Source organism: Corynebacterium pilosum DSM 20521 = CIP 103422, from assembly GCF_000373805.1.
GTDB lineage: Bacteria > Actinomycetota > Actinomycetes > Mycobacteriales > Mycobacteriaceae > Corynebacterium > Corynebacterium pilosum.
The window spans coordinates 26,803-46,327 of the sequence record NZ_KB892446.1 but is presented as its reverse complement, the minus strand read 5'-3'; the positions used below and the strand labels follow the sequence as shown (position 1 = coordinate 46,327).

General features: G+C 58.3%; 19 protein-coding genes and 1 pseudogene. 14 read left to right on the top strand and 6 right to left on the bottom strand.

The annotated features are described in order from the left end of the window. On the top strand, positions 1-277 hold a 277-nt coding region (locus B097_RS13255), incomplete at its 5' end, for a helix-turn-helix domain-containing protein (protein ID WP_155879220.1). Between the two features lie 15 nt (positions 278-292). Here the strand turns inward: B097_RS13255 and B097_RS0104640 are convergent. The 3 genes and pseudogenes from B097_RS0104640 to B097_RS0104630 all read right to left on the bottom strand — a co-directional run. Then, positions 293-574, bottom strand: a pseudogene (locus B097_RS0104640) (MFS transporter); the annotation flags it as partial. Between the two features lie 133 nt (positions 575-707). Continuing rightward, a complete protein-coding gene (locus B097_RS0104635) occupies positions 708-2,024 on the bottom strand; it encodes an AMP-binding protein (protein WP_018581375.1) in 1,317 nt (438 codons plus the stop codon). Positions 2,025-2,216: 192 nt separating this feature from the next. After that, entirely contained in the window at positions 2,217-2,822 is a 606-nt protein-coding gene (locus B097_RS0104630; RefSeq protein ID WP_018581374.1) for a TetR/AcrR family transcriptional regulator, read from the bottom strand. A gap of 137 nt (positions 2,823-2,959) precedes the next feature. Here B097_RS0104630 and paaI point away from each other — a divergent pair, with 137 nt between their 5' ends. The 10 genes from paaI (at position 2,960) to B097_RS0104580 (ending at position 11,032) form a co-directional block, all read left to right on the top strand. Then, positions 2,960-3,412: a hydroxyphenylacetyl-CoA thioesterase PaaI gene (gene paaI / locus B097_RS0104625; RefSeq protein ID WP_018581373.1), complete on the top strand. Its 453-nt coding sequence runs from the start codon at positions 2,960-2,962 to the stop codon at positions 3,410-3,412. 153 nt (positions 3,413-3,565) lie between these two features. Beyond that, entirely contained in the window at positions 3,566-4,543 is a 978-nt protein-coding gene (paaA, locus tag B097_RS0104620; protein WP_018581372.1) for a 1,2-phenylacetyl-CoA epoxidase subunit PaaA, read from the top strand. A gap of 26 nt (positions 4,544-4,569) precedes the next feature. Further along, positions 4,570-4,860, top strand: a complete 291-nt coding sequence (gene paaB, locus B097_RS0104615) for a 1,2-phenylacetyl-CoA epoxidase subunit PaaB (RefSeq protein ID WP_018581371.1) — start codon at positions 4,570-4,572, stop codon at positions 4,858-4,860. Then, positions 4,857-5,690: a 1,2-phenylacetyl-CoA epoxidase subunit PaaC gene (gene paaC / locus B097_RS0104610; RefSeq protein ID WP_018581370.1), complete on the top strand. Its 834-nt coding sequence runs from the start codon at positions 4,857-4,859 to the stop codon at positions 5,688-5,690. The genes paaB and paaC overlap by 4 nt, the downstream gene beginning before the upstream one ends. Before the next feature lie 19 nt (positions 5,691-5,709). After that, a complete protein-coding gene (gene paaD, locus B097_RS0104605; protein WP_018581369.1) occupies positions 5,710-6,249 on the top strand; it encodes a 1,2-phenylacetyl-CoA epoxidase subunit PaaD in 540 nt (179 codons plus the stop codon). Beyond that, a complete protein-coding gene (paaE, locus tag B097_RS0104600; RefSeq protein ID WP_018581368.1) occupies positions 6,249-7,403 on the top strand; it encodes a 1,2-phenylacetyl-CoA epoxidase subunit PaaE in 1,155 nt (384 codons plus the stop codon). Before paaD ends, paaE begins: the two co-directional genes overlap by 1 nt. A gap of 10 nt (positions 7,404-7,413) precedes the next feature. After that, the gene (locus B097_RS0104595; protein ID WP_018581367.1) at positions 7,414-8,199 is read left to right on the top strand and encodes an enoyl-CoA hydratase/isomerase family protein; all 786 of its coding nucleotides are present in this window, start codon (positions 7,414-7,416) and stop codon (positions 8,197-8,199) included. 14 nt (positions 8,200-8,213) lie between these two features. Next, the gene (locus tag B097_RS0104590; RefSeq protein WP_018581366.1) at positions 8,214-9,413 is read left to right on the top strand and encodes an acetyl-CoA C-acyltransferase; all 1,200 of its coding nucleotides are present in this window, start codon (positions 8,214-8,216) and stop codon (positions 9,411-9,413) included. Continuing rightward, on the top strand, positions 9,414-10,169 hold the full coding sequence (locus tag B097_RS0104585; RefSeq protein WP_018581365.1) for an enoyl-CoA hydratase/isomerase family protein: 756 nt from the start codon (positions 9,414-9,416) through the stop codon (positions 10,167-10,169). Between the two features lie 11 nt (positions 10,170-10,180). Continuing rightward, complete coding sequence (locus tag B097_RS0104580) at positions 10,181-11,032, top strand: 3-hydroxyacyl-CoA dehydrogenase family protein (protein ID WP_018581364.1); 852 nt, start codon at positions 10,181-10,183, stop codon at positions 11,030-11,032. Here the strand turns inward: B097_RS0104580 and B097_RS0104575 are convergent. Continuing rightward, the gene (locus B097_RS0104575) at positions 11,029-11,436 is read right to left on the bottom strand and encodes a PaaI family thioesterase (protein WP_018581363.1); all 408 of its coding nucleotides are present in this window, start codon (positions 11,434-11,436) and stop codon (positions 11,029-11,031) included. The two genes, B097_RS0104580 and B097_RS0104575, sit on opposite strands and share 4 nt — an antisense overlap. Before the next feature lie 124 nt (positions 11,437-11,560). On the opposite strand from B097_RS0104575, the gene paaZ reads away from it, so the two are divergent. Beyond that, complete coding sequence (gene paaZ / locus B097_RS0104570; protein WP_018581362.1) at positions 11,561-13,615, top strand: phenylacetic acid degradation bifunctional protein PaaZ; 2,055 nt, start codon at positions 11,561-11,563, stop codon at positions 13,613-13,615. On the opposite strand, the gene B097_RS0104565 is transcribed toward paaZ, so the two are convergent. Further along, on the bottom strand, positions 13,616-15,232 hold the full coding sequence (locus B097_RS0104565) for an alkaline phosphatase D family protein (RefSeq protein WP_018581361.1): 1,617 nt from the start codon (positions 15,230-15,232) through the stop codon (positions 13,616-13,618). 140 nt (positions 15,233-15,372) lie between these two features. Between B097_RS0104565 and B097_RS12505 the strand changes: the two genes are divergently transcribed. Next, the gene (locus B097_RS12505; RefSeq protein ID WP_018581360.1) at positions 15,373-16,911 is read left to right on the top strand and encodes a purple acid phosphatase family protein; all 1,539 of its coding nucleotides are present in this window, start codon (positions 15,373-15,375) and stop codon (positions 16,909-16,911) included. A gap of 31 nt (positions 16,912-16,942) precedes the next feature. Here the strand turns inward: B097_RS12505 and B097_RS0104555 are convergent, their stop codons facing one another. Further along, positions 16,943-18,058, bottom strand: a complete 1,116-nt coding sequence (locus tag B097_RS0104555; protein ID WP_018581359.1) for an MFS transporter — start codon at positions 18,056-18,058, stop codon at positions 16,943-16,945. A gap of 96 nt (positions 18,059-18,154) precedes the next feature. Between B097_RS0104555 and B097_RS0104550 the strand changes: the two genes are divergently transcribed. Continuing rightward, on the top strand, positions 18,155-19,492 hold the full coding sequence (locus tag B097_RS0104550) for an MFS transporter (RefSeq protein ID WP_018581358.1): 1,338 nt from the start codon (positions 18,155-18,157) through the stop codon (positions 19,490-19,492). The last annotated feature ends 33 nt before the right edge of the window (positions 19,493-19,525 follow it).

Genomic DNA, 19,525 nt, shown 5'->3' with positions numbered 1-19,525 from the left:
CGAGGAGGGATTGTCGAAAAGGGAGATTATTCGCTGCCTGAAGCGCGCGATCGTCCGGGAGATCTACCGGGTCATATGCACCAGGCGCAGTACGCCACAGCCCAGGGATCTTCGTCGGGATGAGTTGAAAGAACTGCGTATCGCGAAGCATCTCACCCAGGTGGTTGTAGCGAAGCATTTGGGGTGTGCCCCGGCGAGGATCAGTGACATCGAGACTGGAAAACGTCCGTTGACGGAATTAGCATCGGCCTACGAAAAATTTCTGAAAAGCGCTTGACACAATATAGGAGCATCGGAAAAGAAAGGACACGCCTAGGGATGCCCAGGAAATGATCTGGGCCAAACTGGGGTTGTCGTTTGTGGCCGGGTTGAAATACTGCGTGGCGAAAATCAGGCCGGCCGCCTGAGCATAGATAAAGAAGTCGAACCACTCGATGGTGGTGCCTACCATCGCGCCGCCGAGCACTCGCTTGTGTTCATTGGTCAGCGATTCTTTTTGGGTTGGCGGTTCAGGCGCGAGCCGCGTCGCGGCTGTGGGCTCTTGGTGGTCATGCGCGGAAGCATTGGCGGTCATCAGAGTCTCTTTTCTTGAGATCGGGCACTGATGTGCTGATTAATTTGGAAAGAAAACACCGCGACACCACCAGGTGACGTAAATATATTGAATCGGTGGTGCGCGGTGCTACAGCGCTAGAAAGTGCGGGCTTTTACTTATCTTTCGGGCGGTTGTCGACGATGCGCTTCGCCTTACCTTCACCGGAATCGACGACATCTCGAACCTCAACATCGACGGTGATGCCGATACGGTCCTTAATCTGACGCTTCAAGGCCGCCTGAGACTTCTCAATTTCTTCGTCAGTCTTGTGCGGCGCGCGTTCTACCAACAGTGTGAGATGATCCATTCGCCCCTTCTTCGTGAGCACGCACTGGTAGCGCGGACGAAGGTTCTTATCCTCGACGATAAGTTCTTCGAACTGACTTGGGAAGCAGTTCACACCGCGCAGGATGATCATGTCGTCGTTACGTGCCGAAATGCGGTCGAGGCGACGCATCGCTCGTGCGGTGCCCGGAAGGAGCCTGGTCAGGTCATGAGTGCGGTAACGCACGACCGGGAAAGCTTCCTTGGTCAATGGGGTAATCACTAGCTCGCCAAACTCTCCGTCTGGGACCGGCTCCAGCGTGTCAGGGTCCAGGATCTCTGGGTAGAAGTGATCCTCCCAGATTGTCAGGCCGTCCTTGGTTTCGATGCATTCCTGCGCCACACCCGGACCCATGACTTCAGACAGTCCATAGATGTCAGTGGCATCGATTCCGAATCCTGCCTCAAGCTCGTGACGCATACCTTCAGACCATGGCTCAGAACCAAAAACACCGACGCGTAGCGATGTATCGCGAGGGTCTCGACCTTCTTTACGCATCCGGTCGAGAACATTAAGCATGTATGACGGCGTACCCAAAATGGCATCCGGCTTGAAGTCTTCCATGATCTGCAGCTGACGCTCAGTCTGTCCGCCGGAGGTGGGAATAGCTGTCGCACCAAGCTTCTCGACGCCGTAGTGCGCACCCAGGCCGCCAGTGAACAGACCGTAGCCGAAGGTGACCTGCACTTTGTCGCCTGGACGCACGCCACCCGCACGCAGGGAGCGCGCCATCAACTCTGCCCAGATCTGAATGTCGTTCTGGGTGTAAGCGACGACAGTGGGGAGTCCAGTGGTACCGGAAGAAGCATGCACTCGGGCGATCTGGTGCTGCCGTACCGCGAACATTCCAAACGGATAATTGGCGCGCAGAGTCGACTTATCGGTAAAGGGGAAAAGAGCGATGTCCTTCAGTTCCTTGAAGTCATCTGGATGGACACCCTTCTCGTCGAAAGCTTGACGATAGTGCCGCACGTTGTAGTAGGCGTGGCGCAGAGAGTTCGCCATACGCCGCGTTTGCAGCTCAGTGATTTCATCACGTGAGGCGAACTCAATGTTCGTAGAGGGGCCGTGGTGGGTGGAAGTAATGTCATACAAAGAGGGCACTGTAGGTCTCCCTTTTTTCGGATCGAGCAATGTAAGCGATTCATCGACTTACCGACCATCCGGTCAGTAGGTTGTGAGCCACGCTACAGAGATTTCCGATGTGATGTCTACAACACATAAAAAGGTGTGACGATAAATTTTCNCCCCACTACCCCCGCCTGCAAAAGACGTGAAAACAGTCTTTCACACGATCTATCTGCGGTTTCTCAATCCCAACGCGACAACAGCGAGGGTTTGCTGCGCGATCTCCTCGGGGGTAAACCTTCCATTTGGTTCATACCAATCCGCAATAGAGTTAACAGCACCAAAAATGATGCGCCCTGCGAAGCCCGGGTCCACATCGCCCCGCACTCCACCCTCTTCTTGCGCACGCCTTACCAGGTCAATCATGGCTCGGGTCAGCCCTCGGCGCTTTTCCATCGCCTCCACTTCCGCCTCCGAATTGCCTCGCAGCCGAAGCAAAAGGGTGACTTCAGGCTGACGTTCGCACAAGACCTTTACCGAACCGGTAATCACATAACGCAGCTGCTCGAGTGCGCCGCCCGGCAGCTCTTGCGCCTCCGCAACCACCGCCCCCAGGGACACAAGAGCCAAGTCCGTCGCCTCTTGCAAGATCTGCTCTTTCGAATCGACGTGATGATAAATCGCCGATTTGGAAATACCGAGCGTTTTCGCCAGAGCCCCCATAGATGTCGCCTCGTAACCGTGGACGTTGAACTCCTCGACGGCCGCCGCAATAACCTGCTGCCGAGAATATCCAGGGCGTCCACGCTGCCCACCCGCTCCACCGTTAGCCATAAATAAATACCTCCTGGTCGCTCGGTAAATTTACCTGGCTGCCCTACGATTACACGAAAACATGACGCAGGACACAATACTTTCGGTAAGCTCAAACGTTCAGGCGGCACCTCCACACCGAAAGGACACCACGACAAATGACTACCCCCTCCCGCCCCCCCTTCGCCGAAGACCTCAAATTTGGCCCTGGCCTGGAGTTTGTCGAAACGATGTACAGTCAGGACCGCTCCCTGACCACGTTGGACATCACCATCACAGACATCAGGCCGGGCTTCACAGAAGGCACCATGACAGTGACTGAAGAGCTATGTAACGGGCACAACACGATCCAAGGCGGCTTCCTGTTTACGTTCGCCGATGCTCTTTTTGCGGGCGCATGCAACTCGTCAGCAGGCGCGACTACCGTTGCCTCCCAGGTGAATATCCACTTCATCGCTCCCGCTTACGTTGGCGACGAGCTGCGCGGAGTAGCCAACGAACGGCGCAGCTACGGCCGCAACGGAATCACCGATGTCACGATTTACCGTGGCGACGCGATCATCGCTGAGTTCCGCGGCACCTCTCGCACCGTGGGAAAACCAAGCAAGTAAGGCTCACCCCAAACCCACTTTCCAACATTTGATCAACCCCATCTACCCCCACATTTCATGTGACCTACCCAAATTTCATTGACCTAGATCACAATTCGCCCATAAACTGACCGAACGATCGGTTATTTAATCCGAATTCCGAGGAGGATCATCATGACACCCGCTCAACTCAGTTCTGTAAAAGACGACGACGTTGCCGGACAGCAGCGTTTCGACGAAATCATCGAGGCGGATTCCCGCATCGAGCCAACCGACTGGATGCCAGAGGCTTACCGCAAGACCCTGACTCGCCAGGTCTCCCAACACGCACACTCCGAGATCATCGGTATGCAGCCAGAGGCCAACTGGATCACCCGCGCACCGTCACTGAAACGTAAAGCCATTCTGATTGCCAAGGTCCAAGACGAAGCCGGTCACGGTCTCTACCTCTACTCCGCTGCAGAAACGCTTGGCACCTCCCGCGACGAGCTCGTGGACCAGCTGCTCTCCGGCAAGGCTAAGTACTCCTCTATCTTCAACTACCCAGCACGCACCTGGGCAGACATTGGCGCAATCGGTTGGTTGGTCGACGGCGCTGCCATCTGTAACCAGGTCCCCTTGTGCCGTGCTTCCTACGCACCGTATGCCCGCGCCATGGTGCGTATCTGTAAGGAAGAGTCCTTCCACCAGCGTCAAGGCTGGGAAATCCTGTATGAACTCTCCCACGGCACCGAGGAGCAGAAGCAGATGGCACAGGAAGCGATCAACCGCTTCTACGGACCCGCACTCCAGATGTTCGGCCCACCAGACGCCGACTCCCCGAACTCCAAGCAGTCTATGGCATGGAATATCAAGCGTTTTTCCAACGATGAACTTCGTCAGCGCTTTGTCGACATGATCGTCCCACAGGTCGAAGCCCTGGGACTGTCCTTCGATGACCCAGACCTCAAATGGAACGAAGAGCGTGGCCACTATGACTACGGCGAGCTTGACTGGGATGAGTTCAAGGGCGTCATCAAGGGCCATGGTCCACTGAATTCGCAGCGCCTCAAGCGTCGTCGTGAGGCGTTCGACAACGGCGCATGGGTTCGCGAAGCCGCCGCGGCATATGCAAAGAAGAACCACGACGTCGATTCCAAGCTCATCGTCTAATCCCCACACGACACGAAGGAAAAACAATGTCTGATTCAAACAACTGGCCTCAATACGAGGTTTTCGTCCGCTCCAACCGTGGCCTCTCCCATGTCCACGCAGGTTCCCTGCACGCCCCGGATGCCACGATGGCTTTGCGCAACGCACGTGACCTCTATACCCGCCGCAACGAAGGTACGTCGGTATGGGTTGTCCCATCGGAGGCCATCGCATCCTCGGACCCTGATTCCAAGGGCGGCTTCTTTGAATCTTCCAACGGCAAGGCTTACCGCCACGCCACCTACTTCGAGAAGTCGGAAGGGGTGCCACACCTGTGAGCTTCGCAACGAACGACTCAGCAACCAAACAGTCTCAGGGGGACGCGATTACCCCGGAGGATGTGGTCGCAGGTGGCGTAATCGCTCCTGAGAAAACAGCAGAGTACGCCACCATGCTTGGCGACGATGCCCTCATGCTCGCCCAGCGCTTGAGCTGGTGGGTCTCCCGCGCACCCGAGATGGAAGAGGATATTGCTCTAGCCAATATTGCTCTCGACCTCATCGGCCACACCCGCTTCCTCTACTCCTATGCAGGAACTGCTTGGGGCAAAACCGAAGATGACCTCGCATACTTCCGCGATGAGGAGGAGTTCCGCTCTGCTGCAATCACCGAGCAAGAAAATGGCGACTTTGGTCAAACTATCGCACGCCAGCTAATCGTCAGCTACTACATGTTCGGCCTGTACACCGCACTGGAGAAGTCCGCCGACGAGACCCTCGCTGCCATTGCAGCGAAGGCTGTCAAGGAGCTGGAGTACCACGTAGACCACGCCAACCAGTGGATGTTGCGCCTTGGCCAGGGCACTGAAGAGTCTCACCGTCGCATCACCGACGGGATCCACTACATGTGGCCGTACGTCGACGAACTCTTCGAGGACCTGCCAATCCACACCGAGCTTGCCGGCGAAGGCGTAGCGGTGTTGCCGTCGACCCTGCGCGATGAGTTCGACACTCGAATCGAAGCCGTGCTCGAGGCAGCAGGCGTGGATAAGCCCGAAGTGCCACAGGCCGTCAGTGGCCAGCGTACCGGCCGTTACTCCGAGTACCGCGGCTTCATCTTGGCTGAAATGCAGTCTCTCGCCCGCCAACATCCAGGCGTGACCTGGTAATACACCCCTCAGGAGGATCATGATGGCTGGAGTCAACCTAGACCACCCGCTCCGTCCAACCGATGAGCGTGAGCGCCGCGTGTGGGATATTGCTGCGCAAGTTCCAGACCCCGAAATTCCCGTGATCTCGATTGCGGACCTGGGCATTCTCCGCAATGTCTATTTCGAGGAAGACACCGCAGTCATCACGATCACTCCCACTTATTCGGGCTGCCCCGCAATGGACACGATCACGTCGGACGTTTCGGATGCACTCCGCGATTCCAACGTGGAAGATTTCCGAGTGGACCTCGTCCTCAATCCCGCCTGGACCACGGACTGGATCACCAACCATGGTCGCGACAAACTGCGCGACTATGGGATCGCTCCTCCGCAGGGCCTAGCCGAACGCTCTTCGGGCCCGGTATTGCTCAAACTTGAGGCACCCAAGCCTATTACTTGCCCCCATTGTGGCTCTTCCAACACCGCCCAGATCGCGCGTTTTGGTTCTACCGCCTGCAAGGCGCTGTACAACTGCAAGAGCTGCTTCGAACCTTTCGATTACTTCAAGGTGCACTGATGACCACCCCTGCAAAGAAAAAAGCAAAGTTCAACACCCTGTCTGTTTCCCGAGTTCGTCAGCTTACGGACAATTCCGTGGAAGTTAGCTTCGATATACCGGAAGAACTGCAAGAAGATTACGACTACATTCCTGGCCAGTACGTGGCGCTGCGCGCCACCATCGATGGCGAAGAACTACGTCGTTCGTACTCCATTTGCGATATCCCGAACAAGGGCACCATCCGCGTTGGCATCAAGAAGGACCTCGGTGGCAAATTCTCCACCTGGGCTAATGAAGAACTCCAGCCAGGCGACACGATGGATGTGATGAACCCACAGGGCGCATTCACCTCCAAGATTCACGTCACAAGTCTGAACGACGCGAAAGAACTTGTAGATAAGGATCTCTCGAAGGTCGAATCCCCACATTTGGTCGCGATCGCAGCAGGCTCTGGCATCACCCCGATCATGGCGATCGCTACCGCCGTACTGGACGCTATCCCAGACGCAAAGTTCCAGCTGGTTTACTCCAACAAAGGTGGAAGCGATGTAATGTTCGCCGACAAGATCGGCGATCTTAAGGATAAATACCCAGCTCGTTTCGCGGTACACCACGTGCTTACCCGCGAGCAACGCGTCAATCCTCTTTTCTCCGGGCGCATCGATGATGAGAAGCTAAAGACGCTTCTCGACGAAGTCATCCGCCCCGAGACTGTCGATGAGTGGTTCCTCTGCGGTCCATTCGAACTGGTCCAGCTATGCCGCGACACTTTGAAGGATCGTGGCGTCGATGACAAGAACGTACGCTACGAGTTGTTTACCACTGGTGATCCTAAGAACGAGCCAGGCGGTAACAAGGGCCGTGCCGTGGTTGCGGATCCTTCCGGCAACAACATCGACATCCAATTCCAGCTCGATGGCCTCTCTGGGTCTGTGGAATCTCCAGTCTCAGCAAAGGAAACCGTGCTCAACGCCGCACTGCGTGTGCGTCCCGACGTTCCATTCGCTTGCGCAGGTGGCGTGTGTGGTACCTGCCGCGCCAAGGTTGTCGAAGGTGAGTACGAGATGGACGAGAACTACGCGCTCGAGGCTGACGAGGTTGAGGCTGGTTACGTATTGACCTGCCAGACCCGCCCCACCGGTAAGTCAATCACTGTCGATTACGACGCATAAAGGAGCCCCCATGATTGATCTTCATATCCACGATGTTGCTGAGGGCGCGAAATACGCAGAGGTCGTGCTCAATGATCCAGCAACGCTCAATGCCATCGCGGAACCGGACTTGCTAGAAATCTCTGAGGCCTACTCCGAGGCGGAAAAGGCTGGCGTGCGCGCCTTGTTGTTGCGTGGCGAGGGCAAGGGATTTTGCTCTGGGCGCAATATCAAGGGATTAGATCCGGCCGAGGATGATGCCACTGATTACCTTGCCAACAAGGTCACCCCGGTACTTAAGCAAATGAGCCAGTTCCCTGCCCCTACCTTTGCGGCCATCCACGGCGCGTGCTTAGGTGTCGGTTTGGGATTGGCGATCGCCACCGACATTGTGTACGTGGCAGATCGTTCCAAGTTTGGTTCCCCCTTTGCCAACCTCGGCGCGACGTTAGATTCCGGCGGCCACGCCTTATTCGTTGAACGCTTAGGTGCACACCGCGCAATGGACCTGATCGTCACTGGCGAACTGATCAGTGGCGAAGAAGCGGTAGCTGCCGGATTGTTCTCGCGAGTCATAGCCGCAGATGAATTGCTGGACTTCACCCGCGAAAAGGTTGAACGTGCAGCCCAGGGCGCCACCCAAGCCTTTTTGACCAGCCGCAATCTAGTGCATGACATCCGCGATAACGGTACGGGACTGTGGGCTTCCGTCGAGGAAGAAAACAAGGAGCAGGGCCGTCTTTGCTCCTCTGCTGATTACGCCGAGGGTTTTGCCGCCTTCAACGAAAAACGATCCCCAAATTTCACTGGCCGCTAGGAGGGACCACAACAATGACTAACGCATATCTCGTATCTGGAAAGCGAACCCCCGTCGGCCGTTACGGTGGCGCTTTGTCATCGGTCCGCCCCGATGACCTGGCTGCGCTAACCATCAAGACTGTTGTCGAGGAAGCCGGAATCGATCCATCGCTTGTCGACGAAGTAATCTTCGGCAACGCCAATGGCGCCGGTGAGGAAAACCGCAACGTCGCCCGGATGGCATGGTTGTTAGCCGGTTTCCCCGATACTGTTCCCGGTATCACCGTCAACCGACTGTGCGCTTCCGGTATGTCAGCCATCGCTCTTGCGACGGCAATGATTGAGTCCGGGCAAGCCGACATCATCGTTGCCGGCGGTGTGGAGTCGATGTCTCGTGCGCCGTGGGTCGTCGAAAAGCCAACGAAGGCATTTGCAAAACCGGGCGAGGCTTTTGACACGTCGATCGGCTGGCGTTTCGTTAACCCGATCTTCCAAGCAGAGGAGAAGACCACTTTCTCGATGCCGGAAACTGCCGAGGAAGTTGCCCGTGTGAAGAACGTTTCAAGGGAAGATGCTGACGCATTTGCCGTCCGGTCGCAGGAGCGTGCGCTAAAGGCCATTCAGGATGGTCGCTTTAAATCAGAAATCGTGCCCGTAGAGGTTAAGGACCGCAAGGGCAACGTGACGATCGTCGACACCGATGAGGGTCCACGCGACGGCACCACTGTGGAAGTGTTGGCGAAGTTGCGCCCCGTCGTCAAGGACGGTGAGGTTGTCACTGCCGGCAACGCCTCGTCGCTTAACGACGGCGCGTCTGCAATCATCGTGGCCAGCGAAGAGGCAGTAGAAAAATATGGCCTCCGGGCTCGCGCCAAAGTTGTTGCTAACGCTGCTTCTGGGCTGGAACCAGAGATCATGGGCATGGGTCCTGTCCCAGCAACTCGCAAGGTTCTGGAGCGCACCGGCTGGTCCATCGATGTTCTTGATGCGGTGGAGCTCAACGAAGCCTTCGCCACCCAGTCTCTCGCGTGCATGCGTGAACTCGGTGTGGAAGAAGACAAGGTGAACAGTTGGGGCGGGGCTATCGCTTTGGGCCACCCGCTGGGCTCATCAGGTTCCCGGATCACGATCACTTTGCTCAACCGCCTAGAGCAGGAAGGCGGCGCCCGTGGTGTGGCCACCATGTGTGTGGGCGTAGGCCAAGGCACCGCTATCGCGATTGAGAGGGTTTAGATGTCACTGGAGAATAATTTCACCGCCCTGAACTTACGCGAAGACGGGGACCTGCTCACCATCGAGCTTTCCCGCCCCGAAGTGCGCAACGCCATCGACCAGACCATGGTCGACGAGCTGCACGAGGTCTGCGCTTACCTAGAAGAAAATCCCAAGACGGCCATCATCATCGGCACCGACGGCGTATTCGCCTCCGGTGCTGACATCAGCCAGCTGAAGGAGCGTCGTCGTGCCGACGCCTTGCGAGGAATCAACAACACAATCTTCCATCGCATTTCTCAACTGCCCATGCCGGTCATCGCGGCCGTGGATGGCTACGCCTTGGGTGGCGGACTGGAATTAGCCCTAGCTGCAGATTTTCGTGTTGCCACGGAGCGGGCCAAGTTCGGCCAGCCGGAAGCCAACCTAGGCATCCTTGCTGCGGCTGGTGGCACCTGGCGTCTCAAGGCTGCTGTGGGTGAGCCACTGGCGAAAGAAATTTTACTTGCCGGCCGCATCATCGACGGCACCGAGGCCAAGCAATACCAGCTGGTTTCCGGACTTTCCACCCCAGAATCACTTTACGACGAGGCGTTAGACCTTGCCGCTCGCATCGGAAGGCTTGATCCCCTGGCGGTTCGCATCACCAAGAGCGTCATGGGCATGCCAGAATCGGCTCACCCACAGGTGGACAACCTGGCTCAAGCCATTCTGTTTGAGTCAGATGCGAAATTCGAACGCATGCAGGCATTCCTTGACCGCAAAAAGAACAAGTAAGGAAGTTTTTGATGAGTATTCCCAACAAAGTAGGCGTTCTCGGTGGCGGTCGCATGGGCAGCGGTATCGCGCATGCATTCTTGCTGGCCGGTGCTGAGGTCACCGTCGTCGACATTAACGACGACGCCGTAGCCGCCGCCGAGGCACGCATCACCAAGGACATCGATGGGTCGATCAACCGTGGAGTCATCGAGGGCACGACCGAACAGTGGTCGGAAAAGCTGCACTTTTCCACCGACCACGCCGCTTTCGCCGGCCACAGCCTGGTCGTGGAGGCTGTCCCAGAGTCCTTCGAGCTGAAGACCGATGCCTTTGCCAAGATCGCAGCAAACGCTCCCGAGGCGGTTATCGCGACCAACACCTCGTCGTTAAGCGTCTCTGATTTAGCAGCCACCGTTGCCAATGACGTGATCGGTCTACACTTTTTCAACCCGGTCCCAGCGTCCAAGCTCGTGGAAATCGTGGTGGCTGAATCGACTCCGGAATCGCTTGTCGACGAGGCCCGCGGCTGGGTCGAATCCATCAAGAAAACGCCGATCGTGGTGAAGGATTCTCCAGGTTTCGCGTCCTCGCGCTTGGGCGTGGTTATCGCACTTGAAGCCATCCGCATGGTGGAGGAAGGCGTAGCCAGCCCTGAGGACATCGATAATGCGATGGTGCTCGGTTATAAGTTCCCTATCGGTCCGCTGGCGCTTACCGATATCGTGGGGTTGGACGTTCGTCTAGGGATCGCGGAATATCTCGAGTCCACCCTCGGCTCCGTATTCACCCCGCCACAGTTGATGCGCGACATGGTCGAACGTGGCGAACTGGGACGCAAATCTGGGAAGGGGTTCTACGATTACTCGGAGTCCGCGCGTTAATCGGTTCGCGGGTTCACGATCGCGTTCGTGATGCGCGCCGTGCACAGCCGCTTCCCTGCGTCGTCCGTGAGGATGACGTCGTGGCTGGTCAAGGTGCGCCCCAACTTAATAGCGGTGGCTGTCGCAGTCGCGTAACCCTCGCGTCCCGACGAATGATGGGTGGCATTGATGTCCACCCCCACTGCGACTTTGCCCATCGAGGAAGCGTGAATCACCGCGGCCCAACTACCCACCGCTTCAGCGATGGCAACCATCGCACCACCGTGAAGCAAACCTAAGGACTGCCGATTTCCATCGATTGGAATCCGAGCAACAACCTTTTCGGCTGATTGCTCGAGAACTTCCACCCCCATTTTCTCGTCCAGTTCCCCGAGTGTGATTGTCCAGATCTCATGCTCGTTCATTTTTTGCAGTTTACACAACCTCTACACACGAAGTGTGATCTTCGTTATACTAGCCCAAAATGCCTACCGTCCGGTCGGTCATAAAATCAGGAACACAGCTCACAACCCGAAAGGCACCTCATCAATGACTCTTGTACAGAGCTTTCTGCAAGGTAAGTGGATCACCCCGGAGAACCCAAGCCGCGTCAACGAAGTTGCAGATTCTTCTACCGGCGAGATCGTAGCCCAGGTGTCCACCGACGGTCTCGATTTCAAGGGAGCCGTTGAATACGGTCGCACCGTCGGCCAGAAGAATTTGAAGGCGCTGACCATCCATGAACGCGCGCTGAAGGTCAAAGAACTCGCGCTCTACCTCAATGAGCACAAAGAAGTTCTCTATGAATTAGCCAATAAGGCCGGCGCGAACAAGCGCGATAACTTCGTCGATATTGACGGGGGCATTTCTACCTTGTTTACCTTCTCCTCGAAGGGCCGCCGCGAGATGCCAAACTCCAATGTTGTTGTCGACGGCCCTCCCGAAATCCTCTCCAAGGATGCCTCTTTCCAAGGCCAGCATATTTACACCGCATTGACTGGAGTGGCCATCCAAATTAACGCTTTCAACTTCCCAGTGTGGGGCATGCTGGAAAAGTTCGCTCCGTCGTTCATTGCTGGCATGCCGACGATCGTGAAGCCCGCCACCCCCACCGGCTACATCACCGCCGAGTTGGTTCGTCTCATGGTCGAGTCCGGCATCCTGCCCGAGGGTTCCCTGCAGTTGATCTCCGGTTCTGCCGGCGACCTGCTCGATCATCTGGATTACAACGACCACGTCGCCTTTACTGGCTCTGCCTGGACTGCCGATAAGCTGCGCAACTCTGAGTCCGTGCGCAACAATGGGGTGCGCTTCTCTGCAGAGGCAGACTCTCTTAACGCTGCTATCTTGGGCCCCGACGCAACTCCCGACACTCCTGAGTTCGAGGCTTATGTCAAGTTGCTGTTCGCTGAGCAGACTTCCAAGGCGGGCCAGAAATGTACCGCTGTGCGCCGCGCGATCGTTCCGAACGACTTAACAGACGATGTGGCACAGGCGTTGAAGAAGCGTTTGGACGACAAAGTCGTCGTCGGCGATCCCCGTGATGCCAACTCCACTATGGGTCCACTGGTATCTGTGGAACAGGCGCAGGATGTGAAGGAGGCCGTCGAAACGCTTATCGCTGATGGTGGCGAAGTGGTCACCGGCGACATCGACAACATCGACAGCGCGTTCTTCCCTCCTACAGTTCTTCAGTTCGAAGATGCGCGCGCCGAGCGCGTTCATGACACCGAGGCCTTCGGCCCCGTCGTATCCATCATCGGATACTCGGATATCGACGACGCCATCGAGCTGGCTGCATTGGGCAAGGGTTCCCTTGTCGCGTCTGTAGCCACCAACGACCCAGAGACTACTCGCAAGTTCGCGGAGGGAATCGCTGCCCACCACGGCCGACTTCACTTCATCGACCGTGAGGACGCGAAGACCTCTACAGGCCACGGTTCGCCGCTGCCCCACCTAGTTCACGGTGGTCCAGGCCGTGCTGGCGGCGGCGAGGAGCTCGGTGGTGTGCGTGGTATCAAGCACTACATGCAGCGCACCGCAATCCAGGGCTCACCGAATCACCTCACCGCCATCACTGGCGAATGGCACACCGGCGCCAAGGTCCAGCGCGTCACACGCGAAGATGTCGAGAACGGTGCCCAGCACCCATTCCACAAGGATCTGGCGACGTTGAAGATCGGTGACCAATTCGCCTCCCCGCTGCGCAAGGTGAACCTGGAAGACATTCTTGACTTCGCTAAAGATACCGGCGACACCTTCTACGCCCACGTGGACGAGGAAGCAGCGATGAAGAACCCATTCTTCCCACGACGCGTAGCACACGGCTACCTGCTAGTGTCTTGGGCTGCAGGTTTGTTCGTCGAAGGCCGACCAGGCCCAGTTCTGCCGAACTACGGCCTTGAGAACCTGCGCTTCGTCCAGCCTGTCACCTACGATGACTCCATCCGTGTTGAGCTAACAGCGAAGCGGATTACTCCACGCGTGACCGACGAATACGGAGAGGTTGCATGGGACACCGTCTTGTACAACCAGAACGATGAAATCGTCGCGGTCTACGACGTGCTCACCCTGGTCGAAAAGGTCTCCACCACCTACGCCTAATCAGCGCACAAACCCTTCACCAACTCGCCAAGTCTTGGCTACCGCCAAGTGCACTGGCGAGTTGTTTTCTTCCACGTCCCGCACCCGGTAGTACTCCATGTCCACTTCGTCGGGGCGCACACGCGCGATCGAGTAGCCGTGCGCATCGAAGTCGAGGTGCCTGACCCAAGGGTTCGCATCCGTGATGACCTTTTCAACCGCGTGCGAGGTGGAATTGTCTTCTGGGTGGTAGATGCCGGTGTGCGTGGTAAGGATTTCGTCGACATTAGGTGCACTTATCGACGTACACACCATCTCGCATCCGACATTCACAGCACCGTGGTTGATCTCGTTTGCCCATTCGGAGTGAATGTCGCCGGTGAGGAAGAGGACGTTGGCGCCGTGGCTGAGCAGGACGTCGAGAAGCCTATTGCGGTCGGCGACGTAGCCGTCCCACTGGTCCGAGTTCACGGCAATACCGGTGGAGCGCTGACTGATCCACGTCATCGCCTCCTCCGTCTCGGGGGTACCGATGGTAAATAGCTTCATCGGTGCCATCATCACCGAGTTAGCCAGCACATTCCACTGCGCGCTGGAGGTGGCTACCTGCCCGCGCAGCCATTCGAACTGTTCTTGCCCGAGCATGGTGCGCGCCCCGTCGGCGAAGTGCGCAATCGTGGTTTCTTGATCACGGTAGGTTCGCAGGTCCAGCACCGTGAGGTCGATGAGGTTGCCGAAGCGCAGGTTGCGGTAGATGTGCCCACCTTCGCCAGGGCTGGTGGCGCGGACGGGGAGCCATTCGAAATAGGCTTGCATCGCCGCGTTTCGACGACTGATCCAGTCACCCTCGGCCCCCTCCGTGTGGTTTTCGGCGCCCTCGCGCCAGGAGTTGTTCGCGGTTTCATGGTCGTCCCACACTACGATCCACGGCGCGGCGGCGTGCGCTGCCTGCAGGTTCTCGTCGGTGCGGTAACGTCCGTAACGGATGCGGTAATCCTCCAAGGTCAAGATTTCCCACTCCGGGTGATGCATGCGCGCCACACCCTTTTTACCTGCGTATTCGCCGGTTGCGTACTCGTAGATGTAATCACCGAGGAACGTCACCACATCGATCTCCCCGGCGCGGGCGCGCGCAGCCATGTCAGCGTAGGCGGAGAAGAAACCGGATTCATAGTTCGCACACGACGCTACGGCAATGTTGAGTTGCGCCACGTCCGCTTCAAATGCCGGCGCGGTTTTTGTTCGCCCCACCGGGGAGGTTTCGCCGAGCGCAGTGAAGCGATAGAAGTAGATGGTGTTCGGTTCCAGGCCATAAGGGTCCACGTGCACGGTGTGATCGTGCACCGCAGAGGCAGTGGCCGTCCCCGATTTCACGATGGAGCTCATCGCTTCATCCCGCGCGATTTCCCAGGTGACCTGCACGTCCTCCCCCAGTGTGGAGCCGGGCAGGGCATCGTCGTTAAGCGTGACCCTGGTCCACAGGATCACGGAATTCGGCAGCGGGTCCCCGGAAGCAACGCCGTGGCGGAACACGTTGGCGGCGCTTGACGACGACACCTGCGCCCGTGCCGGTGCTGCGGTGAGCGCGGCGGCTGTGAGTGCGGAACTGGCAAGGAATGTACGGCGAGTGAAAGACATGAGGCCACTGTGACCCGCACTTTTAGGTTCCTCAACCGGAGCAACGGGGAGTTCGACAAAGCTTAATGAGAAGTTCTTCGAACATTTACTTGACAGTGTTTAGATCGCCATAGTTCCCCGTATCAGCAAAGGATTGTTCAATGCTTCGTACACGCGTCGTCGCCTCAGTGACTTCTATCGCACTCGCCGCCACCCTAGTTTCTACCCCAAACGTTTATGCGCAGTCAACCTCTGTGCGTGACCTTGTCATGGGCGTGGGCGCAGATGATACCTCCCTCAACTTCAGCTGGGTCACTCTGAAGGCTGGGCAGCAGTACCTGCGCATCGCCGAGACCAACAACCCCGAGTCCAGCCGCGATATCCCGGTGGAAAAGCAGATCTATAACGCTGCCGTTTATCACTCCAACGAGGTCACTGTCAATGACCTGAAGCCAGCGACCAGCTACACCTACCAGGCGGGCAGCGACGCTGTCGGCTGGACCGAGCCCGTCGAGTTCACCACCGACGATGGCGACGACGCCTGGAACTTCATCACCATGTCGGATGCCCAGATCGGCGTGGACGGCATCATCAGCGAGCAGGCAGCGAACTGGGACAAAGCCACTGTCACCGCGTTCGAGCGGTTCCCTGACTCCACGATGCTTCTCCACCTGGGCGACCAAGTCGAGGGCTGGGGCTTGCCGGTGAAACAGTATGAAGAGTTTGCGAAGCCCACCGCTCTGAAGCGCTACCCCACCGCAGTTCTGGAGGGGAATCACGAAACCTATGCTCCCTTGAGCCACTTCCGCCAGCGTTTCCACCTGCCCAACGAAGTCGATGAGAGCTCCAACTACTTTTTCGAGCGCAACAACATGCTGTTCATTGGCTTGAACTCGAACGAGAACGATGCCGCGTCCATTGAGAAGCACGCCCGTTTCATCCGCGAGACCATCGCGGAACACGGCACGGGTAAGGATTGGATCGTCGTCGGTATGCACCACGCGGTCTATTCGCAGGGCAGCCATAACTCTGACGCCGAAGTCCAGCGTCTGCGCGACGGTCTGGCGCCCGTGTTCACCAAAGAGGGCGTTGACCTTGTTCTAGCGGGCCACGACCACATCTACACACGCTCCCACCTGATGGAGGGGACGACCCCGGTCGAGCCAGAGCAGCTCCCCGAACGCGGCGATGTCCTCACCCCGAGCAATGGGCAGGTCCTCTACGTAACGGTCACTACAGCCGGTGGCGGAAAGTATTATGACTTCCACGACTCCTCTGGCACCGCGCGCCCCAACCTGCGCCGGGAGTTTGTTGCAGGCACCGACGACGAGTTGCCGGCCACTGCCTACTGGCGCCAGGACTACACGCCCGACTACACCAACGTGCAGGTCACCCCAGGGACCCTGACGCTGACCACGTATAACGTGAACACCCCGTATGTCGTGGACAAGGTCACGCTTTCCAAGGAGCAAGCGCCTGTCGACGAGCCGAGCGAGCCAGCCGACGAGCCGACCGAACCAACCGAACCAACTACGCCAGTGCAGCCCGCAGCCTCTGGCAGCATTGCAGGCTCCTCGGACGGCGGGGCGATCGCGCTTACGGTTGCCGGGATTGTTGCGGTGCTTGCCGCGGTTGGCGGTTTCGCTCTGCAGTCCGGCATGTTCGACGCGGTGCTGGATCAGCTGGGAATCCGACGGTAATTTCTGCCTGCATTGCAGGCGTCCTGCGGTTTTAGTGGGCCTGCCGGGTCCCCAGCAGGTTCACACCCGCGACGATGATCAGCACCGCCGCGGCAACCCCGAAGCCGTACCACGGCGCCACGTTGAACAGGGGCAGGAACAGCACAGGGGTGGCAGAATTACCGAAGAATCGGAACGCCTGGACCGTTGATAGCATCCGCGAGCCGCCTGGCGCGCGCAGCACAAGCATGTTCACACCCACCTGCACGGCTTGTGCCGCTAGGACGGTCACGCCCCACAGCACTGCCAGCAGCACCAGCGAGGGGCTGATCACCACCGCTATCAGCGACACGGCAGCAACCAGGAGCCCGGTCACGAGGACGGGGCGCGCACCGACGCGATCGGCAAGACCACCAACAAAGCGCGAGAACGCGAAGGCGGTGAGCCCGCCAACCATCACGATGGCGCCGCGCGTCACTGCGTCTGCCTCGAACCTTTCGCCCACATAAAGCGCCACGATGAAGCTCATCCCAATGACCGAAGCACCTACGGCGAATAAAGTCAGCATTGCGCGGAGGTGAGGCCAGCTCACGCGCTGTTTGGTGCCGGAAGTGTCGGGTTCATCGTCGGCACGCACGAAAGGCACGCGCACGACGACGATCAGTACCGCGATCAGGCCCAGGACCACGAACATCAGCCGCCATGACACAAGAGATGTCACGCCGGCAAGCAGCGGCGCGGAAAATAGCCCGAAGGATTGCATGGCCGCGTACGTTCCGAGCGCCTGGCCGAGTTGTTCGTCGGGGGTGATGTCGCGCAAGATGAGTTGCAGGAAGGGGGCGGTGAACGCGTTGCACAAACCGGCGATCAGGTACGCCACGACGAAAAGCCACCACACCGGGGTGAGCACGAGGACCACACAGGCCACGGCGATGATCGTGTATGCAACACGCACCACCACCGAGGGCGAGATGCCGCGGGCAAGGTGGGTGGAAAAGAGCATCATCACCGCGAAGGGCAGCATATAAGCTGTCATCGTCAGCGATGCCTGCGTTAGCGTAATGCCAAAATCGGCCGCGAATTCGGGCAGCACCACCGCCAGCGATTGGCCGGCAAAAGGCCCAAGAAATCCGCCGACCATAATGCAGGCGTAACGCAGCTTGTCCATGCATGCGATTCTAAACGGAAATTGTTGCCAGGCTTGAAACGTTAAGAGTGTGCGCTGCGACTACATACATGTACCCGTCCCCGTCCCAAGGAATCTATGGCCTCTGCTAGCACTGAGCGTCGCCGCGTGGTGGCTGCGACCACGATCGGTACCGCAATCGAGTGGTATGAATTCTTTCTTTACGCTGCCGTCGCCGGCTTGGTGTTCAACCAGCTCATGTTTGGCCCCTTAGGCCCCGGGGCGGCCACGGTCGTCTCCTTCTTGACGGTGGGCCTTTCCTTCCTCTTCCGTCCGCTCGGCGCTTTCCTCGCCGGCCATTACGCCGACAAGCTGGGCCGTCGTGTGGTGCTGATGGTCACGCTATTCGCGATGGGCGGGGCGACCACCTTGATCGGCCTTGTCCCAAGTTTTGAGGCAATCGGTGTGTGGGCGCCGGTTCTGCTAATCCTTCTGCGCATCGTGCAGGGGATCTCCGCAGGTGGCGAGTGGGGCTCGGCCGTCCTTTTGGCGGTGGAGCATGCGCCGCGGACGAAGCGCGGGTTGTACGGTGCGGGCCCGCAGGTGGGCGCACCGGCGGGTCTGCTCATGGCGAATGGGGCGCTGGCTCTGATGAACTGGCTGGCGCCCGGGGACGCGTTCATGGTGTGGGGTTGGCGCGTGCCGTTCCTCTTTTCTATCGTGCTGGTGCTTATCGGGTTCCTAGTCCGCATTGGGGTGGATGAGTCTCCGGTGTATACCGAGATGGCACAGGACCGCGCGGCCCGCCGTGTGCCGGCCAACCCGATCGGCACGCTATTTACGCGCCACTTCTCTCTGGTGGTTGCGGGGGCACTGTTGTTCGCCGCGAATGGAGTGGCGGGCTACATGATGGCTGGCGGTTATATCCAGAGCTATACGACGGGGCCCTTGGGCCTCGAACGCGGACCTGTCCTTTTGATCGTCACCGCCTCGGCCGCAGTGTGGATCGTTTCCACCGTGGTGGCTGGCGCGTGGTCGGACCGGATCGGGCGCAGGAACATGTTTCTGCTTGGGTTTGTGGTCCAGGCTCTCGGCGTCGTCGTTTTGTTCCCAATGGTCAACTCCGGCGACTACCTCCGCATCTTCGCGGCGCTGGCGTTCTTGTCTGTGGGGCTGGGACTGACTTATGGCCAGACCAGTGCCACCTACGCAGAGCTTTTTCCGGCCTCTGTGCGTGGGTCGGGCGTGTCCATCACTTATGCGATCGGTTCAATCCTCGGCGGGGCGTTTGCCCCGATGATCGCTGCGTGGCTTGTGGAAGCGACGGGCTCCACCGCCGGTGTCACCGCATATCTCCTCGTGGCCTCTGCGGTCGGCTTCGTCACTGCGGCATTGTTGCGCGATCGCACCGGCATTCCGCTGGGCCATGACGAGGAGAAGCGCCAGGCCCAGGGGCATTTCGTCTTCGCGCGCTAATTTGGTAAGATTTTCGCTTGTCTCGGCGAGGGC

What these genes read in the sequence shown, in the direction of transcription:
- B097_RS0104555 (WP_018581359.1), bottom strand. Translation starts at nt 18,058, where the DNA reads ATGGACAAGCTGCGTTACGCCTGCATTATGGTCGGCGGATTTCTTGGG.
- B097_RS0104550 (WP_018581358.1), top strand. Translation starts at nt 18,155, where the DNA reads ATGGCCTCTGCTAGCACTGAGCGTCGCCGCGTGGTGGCTGCGACCACG.
- B097_RS0104575 (WP_018581363.1), bottom strand. Translation starts at nt 11,436, where the DNA reads ATGAACGAGCATGAGATCTGGACAATCACACTCGGGGAACTGGACGAG.
- paaD (WP_018581369.1), top strand. Translation starts at nt 5,710, where the DNA reads ATGATGGCTGGAGTCAACCTAGACCACCCGCTCCGTCCAACCGATGAG.
- B097_RS0104595 (WP_018581367.1), top strand. Translation starts at nt 7,414, where the DNA reads ATGATTGATCTTCATATCCACGATGTTGCTGAGGGCGCGAAATACGCA.
- paaE (WP_018581368.1), top strand. Translation starts at nt 6,249, where the DNA reads ATGACCACCCCTGCAAAGAAAAAAGCAAAGTTCAACACCCTGTCTGTT.
- paaA (WP_018581372.1), top strand. Translation starts at nt 3,566, where the DNA reads ATGACACCCGCTCAACTCAGTTCTGTAAAAGACGACGACGTTGCCGGA.
- B097_RS0104590 (WP_018581366.1), top strand. Translation starts at nt 8,214, where the DNA reads ATGACTAACGCATATCTCGTATCTGGAAAGCGAACCCCCGTCGGCCGT.
- B097_RS0104565 (WP_018581361.1), bottom strand. Translation starts at nt 15,232, where the DNA reads ATGTCTTTCACTCGCCGTACATTCCTTGCCAGTTCCGCACTCACAGCC.
- B097_RS0104630 (WP_018581374.1), bottom strand. Translation starts at nt 2,822, where the DNA reads ATGGCTAACGGTGGAGCGGGTGGGCAGCGTGGACGCCCTGGATATTCT.
- paaZ (WP_018581362.1), top strand. Translation starts at nt 11,561, where the DNA reads ATGACTCTTGTACAGAGCTTTCTGCAAGGTAAGTGGATCACCCCGGAG.
- paaI (WP_018581373.1), top strand. Translation starts at nt 2,960, where the DNA reads ATGACTACCCCCTCCCGCCCCCCCTTCGCCGAAGACCTCAAATTTGGC.
- B097_RS0104580 (WP_018581364.1), top strand. Translation starts at nt 10,181, where the DNA reads ATGAGTATTCCCAACAAAGTAGGCGTTCTCGGTGGCGGTCGCATGGGC.
- paaB (WP_018581371.1), top strand. Translation starts at nt 4,570, where the DNA reads ATGTCTGATTCAAACAACTGGCCTCAATACGAGGTTTTCGTCCGCTCC.
- B097_RS0104585 (WP_018581365.1), top strand. Translation starts at nt 9,414, where the DNA reads ATGTCACTGGAGAATAATTTCACCGCCCTGAACTTACGCGAAGACGGG.
- B097_RS12505 (WP_018581360.1), top strand. Translation starts at nt 15,373, where the DNA reads ATGCTTCGTACACGCGTCGTCGCCTCAGTGACTTCTATCGCACTCGCC.